The sequence below is a fragment of the Paenibacillus sp. FSL H3-0333 genome (genome assembly GCF_038002805.1).
GTDB lineage: Bacteria > Bacillota > Bacilli > Paenibacillales > Paenibacillaceae > Paenibacillus_AQ > Paenibacillus_AQ silagei.
Window position 1 is genome coordinate 4,192,027 of the sequence record NZ_JBBODG010000001.1, and the last position, 17,364, is coordinate 4,209,390.

The 17,364-nt window shown below is 52.6% G+C and carries 16 protein-coding genes; 11 read left to right on the forward strand and 5 right to left on the reverse strand.

Features of this window, described 5'->3' with window-relative positions:
• The 10 genes from MHH78_RS19025 (at position 1) to MHH78_RS19070 (ending at position 12,797) form a co-directional block, all read left to right on the forward strand.
• Complete coding sequence (locus MHH78_RS19025; protein WP_076085734.1) at positions 1-1,320, forward strand: ATP-binding protein; 1,320 nt, start codon at positions 1-3, stop codon at positions 1,318-1,320.
• Positions 1,317-3,518, forward strand: a complete 2,202-nt coding sequence (locus tag MHH78_RS19030; protein ID WP_076085737.1) for a DEAD/DEAH box helicase — start codon at positions 1,317-1,319, stop codon at positions 3,516-3,518. The genes MHH78_RS19025 and MHH78_RS19030 overlap by 4 nt, the downstream gene beginning before the upstream one ends.
• A 156-nt stretch (positions 3,519-3,674) precedes the next feature.
• Positions 3,675-4,316 (forward strand): hypothetical protein, encoded by a 642-nt coding sequence (locus MHH78_RS19035; RefSeq protein ID WP_076085809.1) that lies wholly within the window; start codon positions 3,675-3,677, stop codon positions 4,314-4,316.
• 385 nt (positions 4,317-4,701) lie between these two features.
• Entirely contained in the window at positions 4,702-5,517 is an 816-nt protein-coding gene (gene yidC, locus MHH78_RS19040; protein ID WP_076085740.1) for a membrane protein insertase YidC, read from the forward strand.
• Between the two features lie 317 nt (positions 5,518-5,834).
• Entirely contained in the window at positions 5,835-6,296 is a 462-nt protein-coding gene (locus MHH78_RS19045; RefSeq protein ID WP_341168416.1) for a GNAT family N-acetyltransferase, read from the forward strand.
• A gap of 93 nt (positions 6,297-6,389) precedes the next feature.
• Positions 6,390-7,766 carry an extracellular solute-binding protein gene (locus tag MHH78_RS19050; protein ID WP_209873932.1) on the forward strand — a complete coding sequence of 459 codons (1,377 nt, stop codon included), beginning with the start codon at positions 6,390-6,392 and terminating at the stop codon, positions 7,764-7,766.
• A 220-nt stretch (positions 7,767-7,986) separates the two neighbouring features.
• Positions 7,987-8,877: a carbohydrate ABC transporter permease gene (locus MHH78_RS19055; protein WP_036726672.1), complete on the forward strand. Its 891-nt coding sequence runs from the start codon at positions 7,987-7,989 to the stop codon at positions 8,875-8,877.
• 18 nt (positions 8,878-8,895) lie between these two features.
• The gene (locus MHH78_RS19060) at positions 8,896-9,720 is read left to right on the forward strand and encodes a carbohydrate ABC transporter permease (protein WP_076085749.1); all 825 of its coding nucleotides are present in this window, start codon (positions 8,896-8,898) and stop codon (positions 9,718-9,720) included.
• A gap of 90 nt (positions 9,721-9,810) precedes the next feature.
• Positions 9,811-11,598 (forward strand): cache domain-containing sensor histidine kinase, encoded by a 1,788-nt coding sequence (locus tag MHH78_RS19065; protein ID WP_341168417.1) that lies wholly within the window; start codon positions 9,811-9,813, stop codon positions 11,596-11,598.
• Positions 11,595-12,797 (forward strand): response regulator, encoded by a 1,203-nt coding sequence (locus MHH78_RS19070; RefSeq protein ID WP_076085754.1) that lies wholly within the window; start codon positions 11,595-11,597, stop codon positions 12,795-12,797. The genes MHH78_RS19065 and MHH78_RS19070 overlap by 4 nt, the downstream gene beginning before the upstream one ends.
• Here MHH78_RS19070 and MHH78_RS19075 read toward each other — a convergent pair.
• Genes MHH78_RS19075 through murI form a run of 3 tightly spaced genes read right to left on the reverse strand, consistent with a single transcriptional unit; the run spans position 12,775 to position 15,002 of the window.
• Complete coding sequence (locus tag MHH78_RS19075; protein ID WP_341168418.1) at positions 12,775-13,371, reverse strand: DUF2441 domain-containing protein; 597 nt, start codon at positions 13,369-13,371, stop codon at positions 12,775-12,777. The genes MHH78_RS19070 and MHH78_RS19075 overlap by 23 nt on opposite strands.
• Before the next feature lie 44 nt (positions 13,372-13,415).
• Positions 13,416-14,189 carry a GNAT family N-acetyltransferase gene (locus tag MHH78_RS19080; RefSeq protein ID WP_341168419.1) on the reverse strand — a complete coding sequence of 258 codons (774 nt, stop codon included), beginning with the start codon at positions 14,187-14,189 and terminating at the stop codon, positions 13,416-13,418.
• Positions 14,190-14,195: 6 nt separating this feature from the next.
• Positions 14,196-15,002 (reverse strand): glutamate racemase, encoded by an 807-nt coding sequence (gene murI, locus MHH78_RS19085; RefSeq protein WP_341168420.1) that lies wholly within the window; start codon positions 15,000-15,002, stop codon positions 14,196-14,198.
• Positions 15,003-15,104: 102 nt separating this feature from the next.
• On the opposite strand from murI, the gene MHH78_RS19090 reads away from it, so the two are divergent.
• Entirely contained in the window at positions 15,105-15,632 is a 528-nt protein-coding gene (locus tag MHH78_RS19090; RefSeq protein WP_341168421.1) for a GrpB family protein, read from the forward strand.
• 7 nt (positions 15,633-15,639) lie between these two features.
• Here MHH78_RS19090 and MHH78_RS19095 read toward each other — a convergent pair whose 3' ends face one another.
• Together MHH78_RS19095 and MHH78_RS19100 are read right to left on the reverse strand one after the other, a co-directional pair.
• Positions 15,640-16,797: a C45 family peptidase gene (locus MHH78_RS19095; protein ID WP_341168422.1), complete on the reverse strand. Its 1,158-nt coding sequence runs from the start codon at positions 16,795-16,797 to the stop codon at positions 15,640-15,642.
• A 307-nt stretch (positions 16,798-17,104) separates the two neighbouring features.
• Positions 17,105-17,227 (reverse strand): hypothetical protein, encoded by a 123-nt coding sequence (locus MHH78_RS19100; protein ID WP_268748454.1) that lies wholly within the window; start codon positions 17,225-17,227, stop codon positions 17,105-17,107.
• Positions 17,228-17,364 lie beyond the last annotated feature (137 nt).

The window sequence follows — 17,364 nt, forward strand, 5'->3', positions numbered from 1 at the left end:
ATGAACCCACTCAAAATACCGAAGCGGATGACCACCGCGCTCGTCAATTCGCTGACAGCGGGAGTTGTACCGCGTATCGGTCTTGAACATATCGCCGTCGGCCGGCGGCCGGAGGTGGAGGCGATTCTCCGCGATATGGAGAATATCGCCGATGGCGGAGCTGCCTTCAAGCTGATAACAGGCAAGTTCGGCAGCGGTAAAAGCTTCCTGCTCCAGATCATCCGCAACTATGCGATGGACCGTGACTTCGTGGTTGCCGATGCTGACCTGTCGCCGGAGCGGCGGCTGGTCGGCACGAAGGGCCAGGGGCTCGCCACCTACCGCGAGCTGATGAGCCATCTCTCGACCCGGACCCGCCCGGATGGAGGGGCGCTGGAGATTATGCTGCAGAAGTGGATCATGACGCTGCAGCAGGCGGTGATGCAGGATAAGGGCTATGGCCCTGATGCGCCGGAGCTTGGCGATGAGGTCGGGCAGCGCATCTATTCGGTGGCCTCCGAGATGCGCGGGCTGGTGCATGGCTTCGACTTCGCCAAGGTGCTGGCCTCCTACTGGAACGGGCACAAGCTGGCCGATGACGGGCTGAAGCAGGATGCCCTGCGCTGGCTGCGGGGAGAGTTCCCGACCCGCACGGAAGCGCGGAAGGCGCTCGGTGTTGGGGTCATCATCGATGATGACAACTGGTATGACTACATGAAGCTGTGGGCGGAATTCACCGGAGCCATCGGTTATAAGGGCTTGCTGCTGTTCATCGATGAAGGGGTGAACCTCTACAAGATTACCAACAGCATCTCGCGGCAGAGCAATTACGAGAAGCTGCTGACTATGTTCAATGATACGATGCAGGGCAAAGCAGAGCGGCTGGGCATCTTCGTTGGCGGTACGCCGCAGTTCGTGGAGGACCACCGGCGCGGTCTGTTCAGCTATGAGGCCCTGCGCTCCCGGCTGGTGGCCGGACGGTATGCAGGCAGCGGGCTGAACAATTACACAGGGCCGATTATCGCGCTGGACATGCTGTCCCATGAAGAGATTCTGATCCTGCTCCAGAAGCTGCGGGATATCCACGCGCTGCACTACGGATATGAAGCAAGACTGACACAGGAGCAGCTGGTGCATTTCATGGAGGAGGCGGTCAACCGGCTGGGAGCTGATGAACTGCTCACCGCACGAGAGGTGGTGCGGGACTTCATGGATCTGCTGCATACCCTGCACCAGCATCCGGAGCTTTCATTCGAGAAGCTGGTCGGGGAGCGGACTTCGCGGCCTGCCGAGACGGAACAGAATGAGCTGGACGGCTTCCTGGCGGAGTTCGACCTATGAGTGATAATCCGTTCTACCGGCTGGCCCCGTTCATCAAGGAATTCATCTACAAGAACCGCTGGGATACGCTGCGCGAGGCGCAGGTCGATGCCTGCCGTGTGCTGTTTGACACGCCGCATCATCTGCTGATCGCTTCAGGGACGGCTTCAGGCAAGACCGAAGCAGCTTTCTTCCCGGCGCTTACGGAGCTGCACCAGCGTCCGTCTGCATCGGTAGGTATTCTATATATCGCGCCGCTGAAGGCGCTGATTAACGACCAGTTCACGCGGCTGAATGATCTGCTGCGTGAAGGGAACATTCCGGTCTGGCACTGGCATGGCGATGTGCCGCAGGCGGACAAGACCAAGCTGATGCAGAACCCTTCAGGGGTGCTGCAGATCACCCCTGAATCGCTGGAGGGCCTGCTGATGAACCGCCCGAATGCGATCCCGGCCCTGTTCCATGATCTGCGCTTCATCGTTATCGATGAAGTTCATGCCTTCATGGGCGCGGACCGCGGCATTCAGGTGCTGAGCCAGCTGGCGCGGATCTCGCGGATGGCGGGCTGTCATCCGCGGCGGGTCGGCCTGTCTGCGACCTTAAGCGACTACGCCTCCGTCACGGAGTGGCTGGCGGCAGGCACGCGCGAGAGCGTGGAGGTCAGCGCGCCGCAGGGCGGGCGCAAGCTGCGGCTGAGCGTGGAGCATTTCTCGTTCCCGGATGCGCGGAATGAAGAGGAGGCCGAACACCTGGAGCGGGCGCGCCAGGCTTACTATGGCTTCATCTATGATCACACGCATGTGAAGAAGGCGCTCATCTTCACGAACAGCCGCACCGATGCCGAAGAGGCCATCCTGGAGATGCGGCGCATTGCCGCCAAGCGCGGCGAGCGGGATGTCTTCCATGTGCATCATGGAAGCATCTCCGCGATGCTGCGCGAGGAGACCGAGGCCACGCTCCGTGAGGGCGCAGGGCCGGCTGTGGCTGCAGCGACGCTGACGCTGGAGCTGGGGATTGACCTGGGCGAGCTGGAGCGGGTACTCCAGCTCGGCGCGCCTTATAGCTGCGCGAGCTTCGTGCAGCGGCTGGGCCGCTCGGGCAGGCGCGGGGACGCCGCCTCCGAGATGATCTTCGTCACGCCAGAGGAGGAGGACGAGGAGGCGCAGCTCCCGGCGCGCATGCCGTGGACGCTGCTGCGGGCCATTGCCGTCATCGAGCTGTACGTACGCGAGAAGTGGGTAGAGCCGCTGGCCGTGCGCCAGCTGCCGGTCGGTCTCCTGTATCATCAGACGATGAGCATTCTGAAGAGCATGGGCGAAGCAGAGCCGGAGGAGCTGAAAGAGGCTGTGCTTAGCCTGCCGTCCTTCCGCAGCATCGATCCCGCTGATTATGATGACTTCATGGAGTACATGCTGGGCATGGGCCATATCGAGAAGATGGATGAAGGCAGCCTGCTAATTGGAATGGCTGGCGAGAAGATCGTTAACAACTTCCGCTTCTATGCGGTATTCAAGGACGATGAAGAGCATGTCGTCTATAACGGAACCGAGGAGATCGGGTCCATTACCACCGTTCCGCCTCCGGGCTACTGCTTCACACTGGCAGGCAAGCTATGGAAGGTCGAGGAGGTGGACAACCGCCATAAGGCCGTTTATGTCAAAGGCTCACGCGGTAAAGTGGATACCTTATGGCTCGGCGCAGGCGGAGATGTCCATACCCGGATTATGACGAAGATCCGCGAAGTATTAGGATCTACGGCTCTGTACCCATACCTTGCACCAAGCGCGGCCGCCAGACTGGAACGGGCCCGCAGGCTCGCGAAGGAGAGCGGACTGCTGACGCGTTCCGTTCTGCCAGCCGGGGGAGACTCCATGTTCATCCTTCCGTGGGCTGGCAGCCGCCAGTTCCGTACGCTGGAGCGCCTTCTCAAGAACAATCTGAAGGAGCCGCTTGGCTTGCGCTCGGTCGTGCCCATGGAACCGTATTACATGGTAGTCGCCGGTAAAGTGGATGCAGAGAAGCTGGAGGATGAGATTATCGCTGAGACCGCTGCCGCTACGGATGCACTCGCGCTCCTGAAGCCGGATGAAGCCCCTTACCTCGGCAAATATGATGAGTTCATCCCGCATGACCTGCTGCGCAAAGCTTTTTCGCTCGACGGCCTTGATGTGCCGGGTCTGGTCGGTGTGGTCAAACAATGGAAGCAGCCTCCGGCATAATTGATATAGTGATAGCCAATATGCGGAGATGTCTCTCGCTTATACAACAAGAAGCAGTTGATCCTATCGTGATCAACTGCTTCTTGTTTAACCACGGAAATTATACAAAGAACTACGGTATAATTAGAAAAATATTATATGGTGGGTGAGGATTCTATGGAAGCAAAAGCGTTAGAGCGTTTACCAGATCCAACAATGTTACAAAAGCTAATGAAAATCAAAGCATCACTGAATATTATTCTTTGTCAGGAGGAATGGCTTCGTTACCATAGCTATGTTCAAGATTGGAATGAGGGTGTTTCTATGGCGAAAATAGATAATGGATCAGGGGATCATCTGTTTATTTTGTTTTCTCCTGAAGGCTCCATCATAAAAGGCTTCGATCACGAATCTGAATTAAGCCCATATGCACAAGATGAACATAAAGTATGGCAAGGGATTTATGATGACGTCCCAAAGGAATTATTATCATTACTTGAAGATGATGCAATTGAAAAAGAAGATGTGACTTTTTGTATTTGGCGTAAAAACAGTGACACTAGCTGGCACAAAGGAAACGTTGAGATTCCAGAAGGTACAAGTGATGGTTCTGATTTTTTATTGGGCTGTATATTCCATACACCAGAGGATTTTGTGGAATTTGCAACAGGTTACTTTGAATTATCCCTATCCTTAGAGGTTGTTGCAAAAATCTACGAGGATCTCCTCATTACGGAAGAGATGATCCATATCTTGAATTCCAGCTGTGACGTAAAGGAAGTTCTTCAAGAATTAGAGCTATTACGCTTAAGAGGTTAGTGAGATTCGCCAGCATCCTGGAACCACACCGTTACTCTAACGTATAGACGTTTAACCATTATTCAAATTATTCCATTATGACGCATACAGGCGGAGGTGAACCGGACTGGAGTATTTATACGACTTGATTCAATTGGCATTCTCCATCGCTTTTATCTATTCGTTAGTGTCGATACCCCTTACCTACTTTTCTTTGCAGGAGATCCACTGGGGTCATGAACTTGCTGCACCCGGTTTAACCTGGTCTGTATCGGTCCGGCTGTCGGAGCCGAGCAGTATTCAGCGGTGGATCGCACGAACCGCCAGGCGTAGAGAAGCACCTGATGAGGATGACAATAGTCCTTTCCTACATTGAGATCCATACATTCAATTAGGGAGGGCAACAATGAACAAGATGAACCTGTATCCAAAATGGGCCAAGCCCCTTCTCGTCCTAGCAATGGGACTTATTACGGCCATAGTGCTTAGCGGCTGCTCAGCAGCATCCCAAACCAGCCCGATTAGTGCGGATTCCCCAGGGATATTCAACCACTTCTTTATTTATCCGTTTTCGTTCTTAATCCAATTCTTCGGAAATGCCTTTCAAGGAAATTACGGTTTATCGATTGTGCTGATGACGCTCATCATCAGGCTTGCAATCCTGCCGCTCATGATGAATCAGACCAAGAAGCAAATGGCTATGAGAGCAAAGATGGCCGTCCTCCAGCCGGAGTTAACGGAGCTGAAGGAGAGGTATAAGAACAATGCCAGTGCGGATGCCGCTAAGCAGCAGCAGGCCGAGATGATGCTGCTCTACCAGAAGCATCAGTTTAATCCGTTAAGTATGGGCTGTTTACCGATGCTGCTCCAATGGCCGATCACCCTCGCATTTTATTACGCCATTCGCCGTACCCCAGAGATTGCCGCACACGATTTCCTGTGGTTCAACCTGGGAACCGCAGATATGATTCTGCCGCTTATTGCCGCTGCGGTCTATTACGTGCAGTTCCGCGTATCGCAATCTGCAGCTGTACAGAATCAGCAAAGCCCGGGTAACCAAATGGCTTGGATGGGATGGCTGTCACCGGTCATGATGGGACTGTTCTCGTTTCAGGTACCCGCAGCCTTGCCGTTATATTGGGTGGTTGGCGGGATATTCATTATCGTGCAGACGGTCATTCTGAATATACTGTACGCGAAGCCGGACTTACAAAGTAGTTGAATCTGGAAGCAGCCGATCTAACGTGATCGGCTGCTTTTACTGAAGATGCACTTCAGAAATTAGCAAAAAGCAAAAAGAAGCGGAGGGGAAATTTGGAACTGTAGGAGCGATAGCGACCGCCTGAAAGCTTTCCGCAGGAAAGCTCCCTTCTGAAGCATCAGCAGTCACCGGATTTCTACCACGAACAGTGGTTTAAATCAAGAAATCTGGTGACAACAGCGGCCGGAAGTCCAAATGTTCACCGCAGTGACGACCAAGCTTAGAGTTCAATTCTTTAGTGCTTTTTATAAAAATATAAATAGACGAGGTGACTCCAAGTGATTTCACTTATAACTGTAAGACTAGCGTCCATAGCAGATGCTGAGGCACTGTCGGGACTCAATCAAGAGTTCAACGGCGGCGTCCACAGATCCCCGGCCCGAATTATTGAACATCTACATACTAACCGTAACGAACTGATTGCCGTAGCCGAGTTGAACGGTAGCATCGTGGGTTTTGGCTGCGCTCAAAGCCTGTATTCCTTTTGCTATGAGGAGCCCTATGGAGAAATTACAGAACTCTATGTGCAAGATACCGCCCGAAGAAAGGGAGCTGCCAGAGCTATCATTACTTGTCTGGAAGACGAGCTTAGGTTGCGCGGAGTGAGACGGGTCAAGGTATTGACGGGTAGAAGGAACACTGCGGCTATTCGGACCTACGAAGATTGTGGCTATGTGAAAGACGATGAGCAGATGTTAGATAAAGAGCTGACGAATGAAGCCCGCCCAAGCATACCCTAGAAAAAACAAACCTCATTTCTGCAGTTCCCACCTTGCCCGGAAGCGCTCTACGCGATGATAATTAGCTTATCACGACAGAGGGGGCTTTAATGAATGGTCAACAGAAAAATGAAGCAAACCGCCACCGTCGCGTTCGCCGCGCTAATGGCAGTAAGCCTTGCCGCATGCGGGAACTCGAACAACAACGCCAATTCCAAGGCTAAGGACACCGCCGCACCGAACGCCGCCACAGGCAGCGGCAATGCCGCTGCTACAGACGCTCCGAGCGACAAGAAGGTAACCATTACCTTCCAGAACATCTACCCTGACCCAGCAACACCGTCTTACAAAATGATCCACGAGCTGACTGACCAGTACATGAAAGAGCATCCCAATGTAAAGATTGAGCTGGATACGCTGAACACGGATCAACAGAAGGTGAAGCTGAAAACACAAGCAGCCTCCAAAGAAATACCTGATATTACGATGGTTAACCCTGCCGCTCAAATGAAGCCCTTTGTAGATGCAGGATTATTAGCCCCGCTGAATGATGTGCTCGATCAGAATGGACTGAAAGATACGTACCAAGCGGGTCTGCTCGACTATTACAGCTTCGATAACAATGTGTATGCGCTTCCTGACGGCAATAATATCGAAGTGGTCTACTACAACAAAGACTTGTTCGCCCAAGCCGGAATTGCAGCACCTCCAACCACGTTTGAAGAATTACTGAAGGACGTTAAGCTCTTAAAAGACAAAGGGATTACTCCACTGGCTATCGGTGAAAAGGATTCGTGGACCGGCTCGTTCCTGTTCATGAACATCCTGCTTCGTACTAACGGCGGTCCTGGCTTCCTGAAAGACGTAGTGGATGGCAAGAAAACATTTGAAGATCCTGCCTTTGTTGAAGCGGTAGACGCGTTCCAGCAACTGGTAGCAGCAGGCGCATTCCCTGACGGGGCAACTTCCATCGATGCAAATGCCGGCGGGAACATTTTCAGATCCGGTAAGGCAGCAATGTGGGTTATCGGTACTTGGGAGACGGGCGCGAATGATGCTTCTTCCGTAGCCGGTAAAGTGGGAGCCTTCCAATTTCCTACTGTTAACGGTAAAGGTGATCCGAACGAATTCATGCTTGCACCGGGCAGCGCATTTGCCGTGTCTGCAAACAGCGAGCATCTGAAGGAAACGAAGGATTTCCTGAACTTCTTCGCTTCTGAATATCCTAAAAAACAGTTCGAACTGAAGAATGCTGTAGGTATCGGGCAAAAGGTAGACGGTGACCTGAAAGCTGCCGGTTACTCCGAGCTGGCTATCACTGTGGCCGGTCTGTTCAACCAAGTAAAAGGCGGCGATCTTTCCTTCGACAACACGATGAATCCAGCAACTTCACAAGTCCACCTCAGCAGCATTCAGAACCTGTTCGTTCAAAAGATGGATTCCAAGGCGGTAGCCAAAGAGCATCAGGCCGCATTTGAAGCCAATAAATAAGCCTAAGACTTCAGCGTTTCGTATAATCTAAGCTTTACTCAATTTACGCCATCTAACGCATTCCCTGCAATCGTATAGCCGTCCTGCTCGATGCGAAGCCAGCTGATTCAGGCTGCTTCGTATCGGGTTTATCATGCACTTTTTAAAGTTAATAGCATTAATCATTAATGATATGAATCAATAGATAAAGAAGAATCTGCTTGATTAGGAGGCGGGAAAGATGAAAGTCCTTAAGGTTCCGGCATACACAATCGCTGCCTTCATACTGCCATGTCTGTTGCTCTATGTGTGCCTGGTATTCGTTCCCATACTGGTCTCATTATACACGGGCTTATTGAAGTGGGACGGTCTAACGACCTCTCAGTTCGTCGGCTTCGGCAACTTCAAGAATATGTTCTGGAATGACCCGGTGTTCTGGCCCTCTGTTCGGAGAACGCTGCTGTACGCCGTGGCTTCCATGCTGGAAATCCCGCTCTGTCTGGGGATGGCGATCCTGCTGAACCGCTATCTGCGCAGAGCCAACACGCTGGTGTCGATCTACTTCACGCCGGTCATCTTATCAGTCGTTATTATTGGACAACTCTGGAAGACCATCTATAACCCTACTTCGATGGGGGGGATGCTGAACGGTGTGCTGGTGTCCCTGGGGCTGGAGAGCTGGACGCATAACTGGCTGACCGAGCCTAATATCGCCATGTATTCTCTGTATCTGGTGTCCCTGTGGCAGTATTTCGGCTACCATCTGCTGATTCAGTATACCGGAGTGCAGAACATTCCCGACGAGCTGTACGAAGCGGCCAGAATTGACGGGGCTGACGGCTTCAAGGCGGATCGTTACATTACGCTTCCGCTAATCATTCCGATTTTCAAAATCTCGATCATCCTGGCGTTCATCGGGTCCCTGCAAGCCTTCGACCTGGTCATGGTCATGACTGGCGGCGGTCCGGCGCATGCAACCGATGTCATCTCCACCCATATGTATAACAGCTCCTTCTTGTCCTTCAAGTATGGCTACGGCAGCGCGATTGCGACGTTCCTCGTGGTGGTCTGTCTCATTTTTACCGGCATCATCAACATGATCTTCAACCGGCTTGAGCGAAAATTCGAATAGGAAAGGAGTGCGCGGACCATGCGTAAGCTTAAAAAAGGAATCGTGTATCTTCTTTTTGCCATTCCTGTCATTACCCAGCTCTACCCGCTACTGTGGCTCCTGCTATACTCTCTGAAGACGAATGAGGAGATTCAGGACGGGAGCTTCTTTTCTTTACCGCGAAAATTTCAATGGCATAACTACTACGAGGCTTACACCTCGGGCAGTTATCTGAAGTACCTGTCGAACAGCGTGTTCGTTACCGCCCTTACGATGATTTGTGTCATTCTGCTGGCTTCTATGGCAGCCTATGCGATCTCCCGGTTCCGGTGGAAATACGGCAATGTCGTGATGACCATTTTCCTGATGGGGATGATGATCCCGATGCAGGCCACGCTGCTGCCGCTGATGATTATTTTCAAAAACATGCATATTCTCAACACCCACTGGTCGCTGATTCTGCCGTACATCGCGTTCTCGACTCCCATCGCCGTGTTCATCTTGAGCGGCTTCATGAGAGCTATTCCACATGAGATCGAAGAATCGGCGTTCATCGACGGGGCGAGCGTGTACCGGATCTTCCGCAGCATTATCCTGCCGGTGTCGATTCCGCCTGTCATGACCGTATGTATCTTAACCTTCATCAATATCTGGAACGAGTACATCCTGGCTGCTACGTTCATCTCGTCAGAGAAGCTCAAAACCCTTCCATTCGGGGTCTATACCTTCGTGAGCCAGTATTCGGTCAACTACGGGAATATCGGGGCCTTCCTGGTGATGGGCGCGCTGCCGGTCATTCTGATCTACTTCTTCCTGTCGAATCAGATTACCAAAGGGATGGTGGCCGGAGCGGTTAAGGGGTAGGGTAAGGCATGCTGAATTCCCTCATTGCATAAAAATGGAAAAGTTTTATAATAGGAAACGGCAGAACAGGTGCGTAAAGGGGAGAGTCTTATGAAGCTCGGCTTTCATTCCATTCATCATCGGTTGTTCTTGCTGTTTCTTTTTTGCATGTCCAGTATTCTGCTTATTGTCAGCCTGCTGTACTATAACCGGACTACAGACCAATTGCATGAGAAGATCGGTGATTTGTCGCAAAAAAACGTCGCCCAGAGCGCAGGCCTATTTACGCTTCTCTATAAGGGGTATGACGCCTTGTCCAAATCGCTCAGCAATAACTTCGAGATGATCCGCTTGATTAATGAGAAGACGGACGGGCCGGCGGTGGCTTATATCAATGAGCAGACGGTGACGAATATCATCGGCTCGATCTTTTATTCGCGGGACGATCTGGTGGGTATTCATGTGATCACGGACCGCGGCAAGATCTACAACTATGGCAACTATATGAATGTGGTCGATCCGAATTATAGGCAGGAGGACTGGTACCGGCAATTGCAGGCTTCCTCAGGGAAAATGGTCTGGCTCGGGGTGTACCCGCACTCCCTGATCGACCAGGTGGAGGACAGTCCGGTCTTCGCCTTCGGGCGGCAGCTCTATGACCTGAATGAGCATAAGCCGATAGGCATCGTGCTGTATGAGACAGACCCGCAGCCGGTGCTGGACGCGCTGGAGAATCTGAAGCTGGGCGCGCACAGCCAGGTCTACCTGATGTCCCCGGATGGACGGTTTGTCACCTCGGCCACAGATCCCCAGCCGGACGCTGCCCGTCTGCCTAAGCTCCCCGCTTCGGAGCATGTGATGGTTCAGCAGGAGCGCGGCCAACTGGTTGTGGCGTCTAAGCTGTCTTTCTCGGGCTGGTGGGTGATGAGTATTACGCCGGACAAGGATCTGAATGTGGAGCTGGTGGAGATGAAGCGTTATCTCTTGATCGTGATTTCGGCGCTGATCCTGGTCTCCACATTAATTGCTTCCATTGTATCGAAGACCATCTCTTCGCCGCTGAAGAAGCTGATCCGCGAGATGCGGCAGGTGGAGGTGGGGAATTTCCGCGGCATGGTCAAGGTCTCTTCGTATCAGGAGATTAATATTCTGGTCGCTTCCTTCAACCGGATGGTCCGGCGGATCGAGGAGCTGATTGAACGGGTCAAGCTGTCCTCGGTCAGCGAAAAAAATGCGGAGCTGCATGCCCTGCAGTCTCAGGTGAACCCGCATTTTCTATACAATACGCTGGATATGATCTACTGGATGCTCGATGAGGAGGGCAATGAACAGCTTGGCGAGCTGGTGCTCTCTCTGTCATCTATGTTCCGTTACAGCAGCCAGTGGGAGGACGGGGCCGATGTAAGCCTGAGTGAGGAGCTGGAGCAGATCGGGCATTACCTGAAGATTATCTCGATCCGTCTGGAGGGCCGCCTCGTAATCGTGACGGATATCGATGAACGCTGGCTGAACATAAGGGTCCCGAAGATGACGGTGCAGCCGGTCATTGAGAATGCGGTCAAGCATGGACTGGAGCCGCTCTCGCGTCAGGGGATTCTTAAGGTATACACCCGGCAAGAGGACGACCACCTTGAGCTAATTGTGGAGGATAACGGGGACGGAATGAACGGGGAGCAGCTTGCAAGGCTACAGGAGTCGCTGAATGTGGATGGTCCTGATAGTTCGGGCTCCAGTGGCAGAGAAGGCGGCAAAAGCGGGATCGGACTCCAGAACCTGCACCGCCGCCTGCGGTTCATGTTCGGGGAGGGCTATGGTCTGCAAATTCAGAGCTTCCCCGGTGAGGGGACGCAGGTGGCGATCGTGCTGCCTATTCCAGTGGAAGGAGAGCTGCCGGGATGAATATTCTTATAGCCGATGATGAACGGGCCATCCGTGAAGGCATCAAGCGTACGATTAAGCAGATTAGTGCAGAGCATCAGGTGTTCGTGGCTGAGCGGGCGGAGGAAGCGGTGAAGATTCTGGAAGAGCAGCACATCCATATCGTGCTGACCGATATTCTGATGCCGGGCATGAACGGGCTGGAATTCATGAAAATCTCGAAACGCCGGTATCCGTATGTGAAATGGATTGTCATCTCTGCCCACAGCGAATTCTCCTATGCCCAGGAAGCGGTCCGGCTGGGGGCACGGGACTATCTGCTCAAGCCGATCGGCAAGCATAAGCTGACCGAGCTGATCGACAGCCTGACAAGCGAAATCCAGCAGGATAACCAAATCTCGCGGCAAGGCGAGCGGCTGAAGGCCAGTCTGCGGTTCCTGCGCGAGGGGGTTTTTCAGCGGCTGGCCTCCGGGCTGGATATCGGGAATCTGGACATCGACGCGTTCATTGAAGATTATCACTCCTTCTATCTGGTGATGGTTCAGCTGGAGGCGGGGGATCAGAGCGCCCGGCTGGAGCATTTCATTGTTGAGAATGTTCTCTCCGAGCTGATCGAGCGGTATGGGCGGGGCTTCGTGGTCAGCTATGACCGCCAGCACCTGCTGGGCCTGATCTCACCGGGCGAGAGCGTCCGGGTAGAGCAGTTCCAGGAGGAGGTGAAGACGCATCTGACGCATTATTTGAAAATCCCTTTTCAGATGATCTATTCCGGGCGGAGCTGTGACTTCCATACGGTGCCGCAGATCGTGAAGCGGATGCGGGAGGCTTCGGCCTTCCAGGGGCCGCCGCTTGAGCCGCTCAAGGGGAGTGGGGAGAAGGCGATTGAAGTGGCGCTGCACTACATTAAGGAGCATTTCTACGAGGAGCTGTCACTGGAGAGAATCGCTTCGGTGGTGTTCCTGAATCCGGCTTATTTCAGCCAGCTGTTCAAGCAGAAGACGGGGCAGGGGTACAAGGAATATGTCACCTCGCTGCGGCTGGAGCAGGCGAAGCTGCTACTACTGAATCCGGGGCTGAAGCTGGCCGATATCGCAGAGCGGGTAGGCTACCAGGACATGCGCCATTTCACCCAAATGTTCCGCAAGAAATACAACCTTACCCCCACAGAATACCGCCAGCAGGAGAGCATCAGCATTCTTAGGAGCAAGGGTACTCTGTGAGGATGTCTACGACTTCGATTCTTCCGTTAATCAACAGCTCTGGGAGCGTATTATTATAATTACCTTTCCAGTATTCTCTGGCTTGTTCGATTTTACGGGAGAATGGGGCCCCGTCTTCCTTGGGCAATAGACTGCCGTCACCTTCAAAAATAGCTCCAGTGACCTTAAGTTTCACGATCTGCAGCACTTTCCGGTGATACGAATCGAATATGCTTTTCCACATCAGGGCGTCTTCATAGCTCTTTGCTGCGTATAAGCAAGACAAACGTGAAGGATACTCAGGATGTTCCTGTAACCTTACCATTTCAACGATCACCTCTCGAACCGCTCGGATGGTCTGCTCCGCATACTTAACTGTAACATCTGCATCCTCTTTATCCAATTTCAAACCCTCCTCAGTATAATTGCCGTGCAGGATTTGAATAACGTCTTCCCCTTTGGCATTCAACTGTTCTTGCTCAAAAAAGAAGCGATACAAGGTGTTTTTTTGCTGGTTGTCAAAATGAATGATTTGATTCAGGGCCATCTTCTTCCGGGTTACAATGTGGTAAACGTATCTATCGCTTGCTTGCATAGTCTGCCTCCTGTAGATATGGTTGATTACACTAATTCAATCCATCAATAATTAAGCCAGTGCTCCAGCGTAACAGCGCGGGTAAGGCCAATGGATTCGGCGAGGCGGATGGAGGCGAGGTTGTTCTCCAGCACCTGGTACCTGGGAATGTAGCCCCGTTGCAGAGTGTGGAAGACTGCTGTGCGGACTACGCGCTGTGCCAAGCCTCGCTGTCTGGCAGCTTCTATGGTACGCACACCGCCAATCTCCCAGATTCGTTCCTCATTGCGGTACACCATACATGTACTGAGTGGCGTATCCCCGTCAAATAACGTCACAGCGAACGCCCCGTCTGCAAAATACTGCGTGATCTCCTCTAGCGAATAATCATTCGCCATCCACAGCGGCAGCAGCCGTTCATCGATAGCTTCACTGACCGTGCAGGCCTCATCTGCGCTGAACCCCTGGCCTTCGGCCGAAGAATAAGAATAGAGACTACGGACCCGCCGCAGCGTGAAATACGGTTCCAGCGCCTGACGGTACGCATCCTCCTGAAGCTTGAAGACCAGGTTGGCGTCCCGCGGCAACCGCTTCAGCAGGGCAGGGAAGACCTCAGGACTGCTATAGTCCATCAGCACAACGGTGTCAGCCTCCGGGTAGGTCCGGTGATCATAGCCGAAGGTTGTGGCAGGCATAAGCAGCAGCACGCCCCACTCATCCTGTTGTTCAATCAGCACGCTGTCGATCTGAGCGTGATAAGCCGTCATCATTTTGAGCAGCGTAACATTTTTCAGCGGATTCCGGCGTAATTTCTCCATTATGGCTGTATAGTGACTCATGCGGGATCACTCCTTTTTGCTCAGATTAATAGATTGTTCAATGTCATCCAGACGCTTGAACAGGCGCTCATACTTGGATAACAATGCAGGATTGTCTACCTGTAAACTGGACCTGTAAAAAAGGATATCGCCCGTCCCCTCATTGATCCGGCCCCCCGCTTCAAGGAGCTGTTTCAAATGTCTGGCGGTTCCGAGACTGCCCGAGATGAAGTCAACCGTATCCGGGAATATCTTCCGCAGGCTTCCCTCGAAGTAGGGGAAATGGGTACATCCAAGGACCACCGTGCTGTACCGCTTAAGGTCCAAGTGTGCCAGCGCTCTTTTCAGATAGGGAATAATTCTCTCTTCGTCAAAATCAAAATGCTCCGCAAACTGAACCAGCCCGGGCAGCGGCAGACTGTCTACAATCTCCCCGTGATCAATGCGGTGCACCAAATCATGATACTTCTTCTCCTGCAGCGTTAAGCGGGTGGCGAGTACCAGCACCTTCTTCTGCTTGCCCTCCGATTGTTCAACCGCAGGCTTGACTGCCGGCTCGATCCCGAGGACCGGAAAGTCATACCGTTGCCGCAGCTCTTCGATCACGATGCTGGTGGCTGTGTTACAAGCGATAACCAACGCTTTGATATGCTGCTTGGCCATGAATTCCACCGCTTGCAGGATGTACTCCCTGACTTCGTCTTTCGTCTTCTCCCCATAGGGCACATGGTCTGTATCTGCATAGAAGAGGTAGTCCTCTTGCGGCAAGAGCTTAAGCGCCTGATGAAGCACGGTTAACCCGCCAATTCCGGAGTCAAAAAATCCAATTCGCATATGTCCACTCTTTCCGTCATTATTAAAAGGATTCTATTATTCTATCATTAGACTTATTGTAGAACTATAGTGTATGGATAAAATCGAAGGAGGAGAGGGATTATGGCTGAGAAGACTAAGGTTGTAGAGGTGGTTCCGTATGATCCGGCCTGGAAGGCGGAATATAGCAGAATTGAGAAGCGGATGCTGGAGATCGCCGGAGATCTGATTATCGCAGCGGAGCATGTGGGCAGCACCTCGATTGAAGGATTGTGGGCCAAGCCTGTGATTGATATCGATCTGGTGATGGAGAGCTATGACCAGCTGCCGGAGATCATCCGCAGACTGCATGCATTCGGTTATGAGCATCAGGGTAATATGGGCATTGAGGGCCGGGAAGCCTTCAAGAGCAACCAGGATGACGGATTCATGAAATACCATCTTTATGTATGTCCCAAGGACGGCAAGGGTTACGTGGAGCATATCCGGTTCCGTGATTATCTGCGCAGCCATCCCGCTGCCCGGGAGGAATATCAGGCGGTCAAGCAGCGGCTGGCTGAAGAGTACCGTTATGACATTGATGCCTATTGTGACGGGAAGACGGCGTTTGTGCAGTCTATTCTGCGGAAGGCGTCACAGCAGCAAGAATGAGGTAATGTTACCGGGTAGGGGTCCAGAATCCCTCAGCGGAACGCTTGTCCGGCAGTACTGCCTCGTATACACGCATTCCCGCCGGGTCATGGAACCCGAATGTTCTCCAGCCGTTTAACTGCGGGGAACCGAAGCAGATATGCAGCTCGCGGGCGGTGTTGTCACAGACCATGGACCATAGGGTGCCTAAGCCTTCGCTGTAATGGTGACAGCAGATCCCCTCGGGATATTCCCTTCCTGCGGCGGCTTTCATGGCTTCTACAGGATTGATAGGGGTGTTATCGTCCATAAGTGCTGCACGCAGCGCGTCATATCTTGTCCATGAGTTCTCCATGACTTGCTGATTGTGTAGCTGCATGGAGGGCAGGGTGTAATGGTTCGCCGAGAGCACAAGCTGGCTTGTGCTTAAGCTGGCAGCAGCCGGATGATATTGGATCGCTTTCCCGGTACCAGCCGTCTCCACAAGGGCGATGTTCCCTTGGGCGTCAGAGATCAGGAAGTTTCTGTAGTCAGCCACCGGCATGCTGCGCATGAGCTGGACCGCTTCTTCCGCGGTAGTACATTGATCCAGCAAGGCCCGGACTACGCCTGGAAAAATAAAGCCCTCCCCGGTCATCTCCGGCCGGACTCTCCCCGAGGTGGTGGTTACGGTAAGCCCTGCCTCATTCATCCCGTCATAACGCCCGAACAGCTGCAGCGCAAAGCCGGTATGCGCCGGTTTGCCCTTCACCCGGGTTGTGCTGAGCAGCAGCTGATTATACGGCTCATCCTCCCAGCCAAAATCATAATTACGCATATGACAGATATGTCTGCTCTGTTCCCCACTTGCTCCAGTTCGGTAGGCTGCCTGTGTGCAGTGGCCCGGTGCCTGAAAATAGGAATAATAGAATACGACATGGGCGGCCTCTACGCCGGTCTCATCGGCGAAGCCTTGAATTTCTTCATTCAAGCCGGGGCAGTAGCGCTCGAAGCTCTCCATGGCTTTGTCCGCAGCATAGGGAGTCAGCGGGGAGGCTCCTATGAAGGGGGAGGACAAGAAGGATAGCATGGCGGAGTTATTCTTATGATGGGCGCCCAAGGCGCGTCCGACCTCATAATGAGTGCCTTCGGTAACGAGATGTGTAAATTGTGCGGTCTTGCGCTGTAACAGGGGATTAGCCTCCATGTGAATGTTCCTTCTCTCGGTTATTCTCTGCGCAGAGTAGGTTCATTATAAGGGGCCTATAGATCAGGCGGCAAAGCCTGATGCGCCCCAAATCCCCGGATGCGCAGCCAAGCGGCGAAGCGCAGTTATGAATTAGTCGCATTTTCACTGGAATAGAAGGAAATACTTGTATTATTGAGGTTTTTAAGGTAAATTATTGGTAAGACTTTCGGATTACAATTCTTCCGGAAGTGCAACCTAATACTTGGTATATGCAAGCCGAAGAGGAGCATTTCCCCCAAATGCTCCTTTTTGCGTGGGCAGGCTGTTAAGGTGCGAATGAAACGGTCTGAAGCACATAGCGGATGAGGAAGAAGGCAATGATCAGTATGGAGAAGGCGCTTAGCAGAAAAGAAACAATCTCTCTACCTGAACGTTTGGTTCGCCGCATTACGGTCACCTCGGAGTATAGGAATGGATTAGCCGTCACAGGTTATGCTCTATCCATCCATATTATACATAATTATTCCAGGACTGTAATACAAGCCAAAACAGGCTGTGCAGACCAGACTTATGTTTGTTATTGCT